Source organism: Deltaproteobacteria bacterium, from assembly GCA_019309045.1.
In the GTDB taxonomy this organism is placed as follows: domain Bacteria; phylum Desulfobacterota; class Syntrophobacteria; order BM002; family BM002; genus JAFDGZ01.
The window spans coordinates 1-7,708 of record JAFDGZ010000113.1 but is presented as its reverse complement, the minus strand read 5'-3'; the positions used below and the strand labels follow the sequence as shown (position 1 = coordinate 7,708).

The 7,708-nt window shown below is 51.7% G+C and carries 7 protein-coding genes; 3 read left to right on the top strand and 4 right to left on the bottom strand.

Going from position 1 to position 7,708, the window contains the following annotated elements:
• The 4 genes from JRI89_15775 to JRI89_15760 all read right to left on the bottom strand — a co-directional run.
• On the bottom strand, positions 1-2,030 hold a 2,030-nt coding region (locus tag JRI89_15775; GenBank protein MBW2072698.1), incomplete at its 3' end, for an ABC transporter ATP-binding protein.
• 48 nt (positions 2,031-2,078) lie between these two features.
• Positions 2,079-3,821, bottom strand: coding sequence for an ABC transporter ATP-binding protein (locus JRI89_15770; protein MBW2072697.1), 1,743 nt, complete (start codon positions 3,819-3,821; stop codon positions 2,079-2,081).
• A gap of 85 nt (positions 3,822-3,906) precedes the next feature.
• Complete coding sequence (locus JRI89_15765) at positions 3,907-5,130, bottom strand: SufD family Fe-S cluster assembly protein (protein ID MBW2072696.1); 1,224 nt, start codon at positions 5,128-5,130, stop codon at positions 3,907-3,909.
• Positions 5,118-5,840, bottom strand: a complete 723-nt coding sequence (locus tag JRI89_15760) for an ABC transporter ATP-binding protein (protein MBW2072695.1) — start codon at positions 5,838-5,840, stop codon at positions 5,118-5,120. The genes JRI89_15765 and JRI89_15760 overlap by 13 nt, the downstream gene beginning before the upstream one ends.
• Before the next feature lie 369 nt (positions 5,841-6,209).
• Here JRI89_15760 and JRI89_15755 point away from each other — a divergent pair, with 369 nt between their 5' ends.
• The 3 genes from JRI89_15755 to JRI89_15745 all read left to right on the top strand — a co-directional run bounded on the left by JRI89_15755 (position 6,210) and on the right by JRI89_15745 (position 7,453).
• Entirely contained in the window at positions 6,210-6,587 is a 378-nt protein-coding gene (locus JRI89_15755; protein MBW2072694.1) for a PilZ domain-containing protein, read from the top strand.
• Positions 6,588-6,794: 207 nt separating this feature from the next.
• Positions 6,795-7,169, top strand: coding sequence for a PilZ domain-containing protein (locus JRI89_15750; GenBank protein MBW2072693.1), 375 nt, complete (start codon positions 6,795-6,797; stop codon positions 7,167-7,169).
• Between the two features lie 80 nt (positions 7,170-7,249).
• Positions 7,250-7,453, top strand: coding sequence for a hypothetical protein (locus JRI89_15745; GenBank protein ID MBW2072692.1), 204 nt, complete (start codon positions 7,250-7,252; stop codon positions 7,451-7,453).
• The last annotated feature ends 255 nt before the right edge of the window (positions 7,454-7,708 follow it).

The window sequence follows — 7,708 nt, the reverse complement described above, 5'->3', positions numbered from 1 at the left end:
ACAATATGCCCCTGATGAAGGACGAGGATACGGTCGGCCTTCTGGATTGTGGACAAACGATGCGCGATAACTATGGTGGTGCGTCCTTCGAAGAGTTGTTCGAGGGCTTGCTGAATTAAGTGTTCGGTTTCACTGTCAATGTTTGCCGTGGCCTCATCTAGCACCAGCACTCTGGGATCATAGGCCATGGCTCGGGCAATAGCGAGAAGCTGGCGTTCTCCGGCAGACAGACTCATACCGCCCTCGCCGATTATGCTATCCATCATAGCCTCTTTGCTCGAGACCACCTGCTGCAGGCGCGCCATCTCGATGATTTCTTCCAGCCTGTTCGTCGACAGGCCTTTATCGAGAACAATATTGTCGCGAATGGATCCAGAAAAGAGAGTTACATCCTGCATGATCAGGCCGACTTGCTGCCTGAGCCAGGTAAGATCCAGATGGGCAATGTCAGTACCGTCGAGCAGTATTTTCCCGGCCCTCGGCTGGTAAAACCTTTCCAACAGATGAATCAGGGTCGTTTTGCCAGCGCCTGTCATGCCGACTATGGCAGTTGTTTCACCTGGCAGCACTTTGAAGGAGACCTCCTGCAGAACTCTATCGTCCTCAGTGTAGCCAAATGTTATTCGGCAAAATTCCACTTCACCTCTGACAGAGGGAAGTCGAATTTTTGTCGAAACGTGTTGCTGCTCGCTATCTTCCTTGTTGTCCAATAATTGGAAGATTCGTTCGGCCGAGGCCATGGCCGATTGCATGATGCTGTATTTTTGCGAGACATCACGTATGGGACCAAAAAACATGCGGAGGTAGGAGAGAAAGGCGACCAGGGCGCCGAGAGTCAGGCTCTCGCTGATGACCTGCAGGCCGCCATACCACAGAAGCAGGGCGGTAGTCGTGGTAGCGAGCAATTCTATACACGGAAAAAAGACGGCCTGCACAGTGATCTGGCGAAGGGTTGCTCGATAGTAGTCGTTATTCAGAGAGCGAAAACGGGTGAATACCTGCTTTTCTTGCTGAAACATCTTGATCACTCGTATACCAGATATGTACTCGTTGAGACTGCTGTTTATACGAGCAAGTTTTGTCCGGATTTCCCGATAAGCAACTCGCACCTGCACGCCAAATATGCGGAACAGCAAAATAATGAGAGGGAGCACCGAGAGGGTCACCAGGGTGAGCTGCCAGTCCAGTCGAAAAAGAATGAGTAGGATGCCTGTGAGCAGCACCACATCCTTCATGAGGGTCATTACCACAGTGCTGAACAGTTCGTCCATGTTCTGGATATCATTGGTTAAACGGGTAACAAGGCGTCCCACAGGATTTTGATTAAAAAAGGTGAGGCTCATTCCCTGGATGTGGGTAAAGAGCTGCATGCGAAGGTCGTGCATCATGTGCTGGCCGGCATAGACCATGAAGACATTCTGTCCAAAAGTGCAGAGTGCAGCAATCACCAGGAGGCTGACAAAAAGAAGTGTCAGCCGGTAGAGCCCCAGCAGATCCCTGTGTCTGAGAATTCGCAGTTCACTTCGAGATAATTTGGACAGGTCCTTGAAATCAATGTAGACAAGATCTCTGTCTACCACGAAGAGCTGACTCCTTGCTGCCACCAGTGCTTGCTGCTCTGGAGAGCTGATACGAGTGAAGTAGAAGCGATCCGCAGTGAGAAGTTTGCTTTTCTCCAGCTGGCGAATCAATCGCGGATCTATCTTCCTGAGCTCCCTCGAGGTAATAAACAGGTCTTGGGCGGCTGGCTGATACCTGCCCTGGAGCTGTTTCAGCAGCTCTTCCACTAATTCAGACTCTTGCGGGGGAATGTGTAAGCGACGGGCAGACACCACTATGTACCTGTCAATGCCGATCTTGAGCAGATATGGAATTGTCAATTCAGCAGCGGTGACTACAAATACAAGAAAGATGCTCAGGGCTATCACCCAGACGTATGGACGGCCATAGCGGAAAAAGCGCCGCCAGAGTGGCCAGTCATATGGCTTGCCCAGCTTGCCTTCCTCGAAATAGCCGTATGTACCATGCATGGTCAGTTTCTACTCGCTGGTGATTTCCGTGTTCTTGCTGTTCCCTGTCTAGTTTTGCAGTTCATGCAAAAGTTGCTGCCGCCTGTACAGCTTGCTGTAGAGGCCGGTGCTGCTCACGAGTTGCTGGTGACTGCCTTTTTCACAAAGCCGGCCAGCATCGAATACATAGATCACGTCCACAAGACGCATCATCTCGAGACGGTGCGATACGATGAATGTAGTCTTGCCGCGAATGTAGTTCTTGAGATTGTCGAGAATGGCCAGTTCTGTATCCACGTCTACTGATGACAGACAGTCGTCGAGTATGAGAATAGGCCTGTCAAGAAGCAGAGCGCGGGCCAGTGTCAGCCGCTGCTTCTGTCCTCCAGAAAGAGTCACACCGCGTTCTCCCAGCAGGGTGTCGAACTGCTGCGGCAAAGAGAGAATCTCGTCCATAAGTTGCACTGCCTCGGCAGCTTGCATTATCTCTTTGTTGTCAGCGCCAGGTTTGCCAAAAGAAATATTATTGCGCACCGTATCAGCGAAGATGAAAGGATCCTGCGGCACAGCAGCTATCGCTCCTCGAAGTGACCCCAGAGAAATGTCATGGATTTCTACCTCATCCACATAGAGTTGCCCCTTGTCCAGTCTATAGAAGCGGGGAATGAGCTTGAGAAGGGTCGACTTGCCAGCGCCAGTTCTTCCTACGAGGCCCACCAATTGTCCCGGCACTACCCGCAGGTCAATATTACGCAGTGCTGGCGTGGCCGAATCTGGATAAGTGAAGCTGAGATTGCGACATTCGATGCCGCCTTGCACTGTCATGGGCTGAGCAGCGTCTTTGCTCTCCACCGCCTCGGGACGAATATCGAGGATCTTCTGAATGCGGCCAAGAGAGGCTGCTCCGCGCTGAAAGAGATTGACCATCCAGCCCAGGGCCATCATTGGCCAGGTGAGGAGCAGCAGGTAGCTGTTGAAAGCAACAAAGTCACCGATGGAGATTGTTCGCAGGATGGTGAGCTTGCCGCCAATGAGGAGCAGCAATGCCATGCTCAGATTTGAAAAAAAGAGGCTCATTGGCGAAAAGAGGCCGCTTATCCTGATCATGCTGAGGTTTTCTGCCACGTAATCCCTGCCAAAGCGGTCAAACCGGGCGATCTCGGAGTTTTCCTGGGTATAGGCCTTGACTGCTCTGATGCCCGCCAGATTCTCTCTTGCCTGTTCAGTCAACCTGGCAAATGATGCCTGTACACGCTGAAATCGTTCATGAAATATGCGACTGAATATTTTGGTAAAGAGTGCAATGAAGGGCATGGGCAGCAGGGCGATCAGAGTCAGAGTCGGGTTGATGTAAAGCATAAAGCCGACTGCCGCCGTACCGAGCACCAGGGTGTCAGTAACGGCTACCAGGCCCATGCCACTGGCGAGCTGAACCGCCTGGATGTCATTGGTGGCGTGCGCCATCAGCTCACCAGTGCTGGTGCGGTCGAAATAGGAAAAGGGGAGTGACTGGAGATGGCTGAAAAGACGATTGCGCAGGGCCTCTTCAATGATGCGCGAATGTCCGAGCAGGAACCGCCTCCAGATGAAGCGAAACAGGGCAATGCCCAGAGCAAGCACCATGACTACCGAGGCATACTCGAGCAGCCGTGCTCCTGTGGCCTGCAGACTTGTCAGATCATCTACAGCCCGCTTGATGACGCGGGGTATGAGGAGTTGCAGGAGGTCCACCAGCAGGAGCGAGCTGATGCCGATAATCAACCTGGGAAGATTTTTGCGAAAATAGGGGATGAGGATGCGGTAGTTGCTCATTGATTGGCTGATGGAGCGAACGAAGAGGGTGGTTCATTCCCCCCTGAGATAAAGTGTACAGCTTTGTCCGACCAGTTCAGTTTGTTTACAACATACTCAGTTCACTTTCAGCAATCGCTCTGTCTACTTCAGCTTGCAATTCCGGGGGCAGCCCCTCGATTTGTACGTTGAGAAAACCCCGAACTATAGTTGAAGTTGCTTCCTCTTCGTCGAGTCCGCGAGCCATGAGGTATTCTATCTCTTCTTCGGCAATCTTGCCGACAGCTGCTTCGTGGGACATCTCTGCCCCCATTGCGTGCCCTTCCAGTTCAGGAATCGCATGAATTGTGCCGCCGTCGTCGAGTATCAGTCCATGGCACTCTAGGTGAGCCTTGACCTCAGGGCTCAAACCGCACAGATGTCCTCTGGCGCGGATGATTCCACCAGTGGTGATCGTTCGGGAGATGATTTCGGCGCGAGTTTGCGGTGCCTCCAGTATTATCCTGGCGCCGGTGTCCAGTTCACTGCCGGCAGGCGCTACCAGCACCGAATGAAAGCGGGCAACGGCTCCCGAACCGACCAACCTGACTGTGGGAAAAGTTTGCAGCGAACGTACAGGCTTCAATGACACATAGTTTGACAGAAAAAGGCCGTCCTCTTCCACGATGATTCCCGAGCGGGGGCGCACTATTACCTCTTCAGCCCAGTCGTGGATCATGGTGAAGGTAATCTTGGCGCCCCGCTGCACATAAAATTCAGATATGCCTATGTGCAGGCCGCTCCGAAGGCGAGGTGCAGTAGCGCAGCCAGTGATGATGTTCAGTTCTGACCCCTCTTCAGCAATGATGACATTATGAACATTCTGTGCCGCCTTCTCGTGGGTCATATAAAGGCACGCCTGCACAGGGGCATTTACCTTCTGGCCAGGTAGAGATCTGATAAAATAGCCGTTCTGGAATTGCAGCTCCGCCTGAGCAGTGAACTTGTCCGTGTCCACTGCTACAGTCCGCCAGTAAAATTTTTCTTCCAACCAGGGATATTGTTGGAGAGCTGCGGCCATGGGCAGCACCTCCAGGCCGGGCTGACTCACAGCGCAATGGAGGACCCGATGGTCAGTTTGGAAAAAGGTGCCGACTCTGTTCTTCTCCTCCAGGTCTACGCCCGAATGTTCAATTTTGCGGCGATCTTCTTCCGAAAAATCTTCCAGTGTTTGCAAAGAAGCGGAAGCTTTATCTGCAGGACGAAAACTGGCAAGATCTATGTCGCTGCCGAATGCTGCCTTCTTGTCCTTGGCCTTTTCAGCCCTCTGTCTACGTTCTATCTCTGGCATTCTATACACTCCCGGTAACCATGCCGTTGGATTCCCCTGAATAATTCACGCGGGTTTCCATGGCAGTGGATGCGTCCGTCCATAAGCACATAGCCGGCATCTGCTTCAACATAGTTCAGGATAAAACCCACGTGCGAAATAATCAGTCCAGACTTGGCCCGCTGTCGCCAGAGATACTTCTGCAAGAGCTTGTTAATGGCCTTGCCGAGAACTTCAAGATTTTCCAGATCAACGCCTGACTCCGGCTCATCCAGCAGCACCAGGTCAGGATCCTGGAGGAGCAGCTGCAGAATTTCACACTTCTTCATTTCCCCGCCGGAGAATCCCACATTGAGCTCTCGATCGAGAAGATCGCTGAACTGGAATTTTTCGGCCAGTGCTTCACAGGAGACGCCATTGTTGTTGCATATGTTGAATATGTCACGAGTCTTGACTCCACGGATGCTCGGTGGTCTTTGAAAAGCGAGTCCCATGCCCATCCTGGCCCGGGCATTGACTGGCAGGTTGGTAATATCCTTGCCTTTGAAAATAATCTGTCCCTGGGTAACCTTGTAGCGGCGAAAACCCATCAGAGTCATAAGAAGAGTAGACTTGCCGGAGCCATTCTTACCAAAAAGAATGTGTGTTTCACCGGGAGGGATTCTGAAACTTACCCCTTTGAGCACCTGGGTATCATTTACTTCAACCCAAAGATCATTGACCTCTAGCATGGCACTAACCTCCACTGTTGGTAGTGGACAAAAGTGAGGTGGCCTGCCTCACCCCGGAGACTATCTACAGTGATCTGTCTTTGTCCCACATTCTGCACACAGCAAAAAAGCTTACCGCAAACAACACACTTAACTCAAAACCCTGCCTGTTACAAGTTTTTTCGTTTCACACTCGCTCAGAGCCAGCTGTTTATGGTGCCCATATCCAGTGGCACAGCGGTTGCAGTCTCTCAAGCGGGGGAGGGAGAGGCTCCTATTAAAGATCAGAAGCTAACTAATTGTAACGAAATACTTTTCAGGAATCTTGTGAATACATTGGAGGCAGGGGAACGAAGTAAATTGGGGTGTTGCCATAAAGGAGGTATCATTTTGAGTACTCTCGCCAAGAAAAAATCAGACCAATATCGGAGAGTAGAGGCAAAGTATCCTGTTATCTTCTTGACAGCAGAAGGACCTATACAGGGAGAAACCCAGTGTATCACCACCAATACCGCCTTTGTTTGCTGCAGCGAGCCACTGCGGATCTACGACAGAGCCACTTTCAGCATCGAAATTTCTCAACGCGAGTCTTTGCACGCAGAGGGTGAAGTGGTCTGGTCGAACATCCACGGCCCAGACGACGAGGTTACTCCCAGGGGGATGATCGTCCGCTTTACCAGGCTGTCTGCCCAGAACAGGGCGAGACTCCATAAAGTCATCAAAGGGCACTATACGCGAAAGCTGCACGCAATATCAGGCAAGAGCTGACATTGGCAAGAGCGGCGGTGACTTTTATACCCGTGGCGCTAATCTTGCTGGTGCCATGAGGTCGGGCGCACTGCCAGAGTCTGGAGCCCTGGAGGTTGTCCGGGGAGATAGCAGAGGTCTTGCTGAGCCTCCACCGCAGAAATGAGCTGCTCCGAGAGGAATTGTCATAGGATTGTCATGGGATCAGGAAATGAGGACGTTAACAGCATGAGAGTGGATAGACACAGAGAGTGTATACGTTTGCATACTGAAATGGCAGTTGCTGACTGCCAGCTCGAAGACGGGCCAAAAAGGTGGCCGGTCTCCATCCTGACTTCCCACAGTGCGATAGAAGGCGAAGCCGAAGATATCAGTCCAACTGGTATTGTCATCTCTTCGCAGCAGTTCCTTCCACCCGGGCACACCTTTTCAATGATGATCGGTGTCCCGAATCGCATGCCCCTGAATGTAACCGGCAGAGTGGTCTGGATGACTGTAAAGAGCTGTGACAACAAGACGCTACGCTTTGGAATCGGCGTGCAGTTCCTCTCTATTTCTAAAAGAGATCAGCAGGTCTTGAAAGGTCAGATTCTAGGTCACTAGCAGAACAAACTGGAACGACTAAGCCGGCAGGAAGAGTGACGATCTTTTCGAAACCAGGCGTTGCTTTCGAGAATAGACCAATGCCGAAACAGCAAGACCCGCAAGACTGCAAATATTATCCAACCTGTGAACGCCTGGATCTTCTCTTTGCGGAACGGCATCAATGCGTTTCATCCAGGAAATGGGTGAGCCTTCCGGAAGACGCTGAGCCAGTATGCGCTGCCTGTGCAGATTTCGACTCGCGGGACCTTGTCTGCCTGCCGGTAAAAGAAGCCACACCCTGAGAATTGTCCTGTCAGAAACAACTCTAACTTCATCCCGGCAGCAATCGGCAGCCGAAGGCTTCAGCCAGCGCTGCCAATCTTGACCACCGATTCTTCCCTGGAAAATTTCCTAGAGGGCATCCTCAAGGTTGCATCAGCCATTATGCGTACCGACTGTCAATAAGCAACAATTGTAGTCAACTGCCTCGATTCCTCCGACGAGCTGTTCGGCTTCTGTTTATATGCTCAACTAAATTATTAAAGAGCGTCCCCTTC

Excerpts from the sequence above, each read along its gene's own strand:
- JRI89_15765 (MBW2072696.1), bottom strand. The coding sequence starts at position 5,130 with ATGCCAGAGATAGAACGTAGACAGAGGGCTGAAAAGGCCAAGGACAAG.
- JRI89_15770 (MBW2072697.1), bottom strand. The coding sequence starts at position 3,821 with ATGAGCAACTACCGCATCCTCATCCCCTATTTTCGCAAAAATCTTCCC.
- JRI89_15745 (MBW2072692.1), top strand. The coding sequence starts at position 7,250 with ATGCCGAAACAGCAAGACCCGCAAGACTGCAAATATTATCCAACCTGT.
- JRI89_15760 (MBW2072695.1), bottom strand. The coding sequence starts at position 5,840 with ATGCTAGAGGTCAATGATCTTTGGGTTGAAGTAAATGATACCCAGGTG.
- JRI89_15750 (MBW2072693.1), top strand. The coding sequence starts at position 6,795 with ATGAGAGTGGATAGACACAGAGAGTGTATACGTTTGCATACTGAAATG.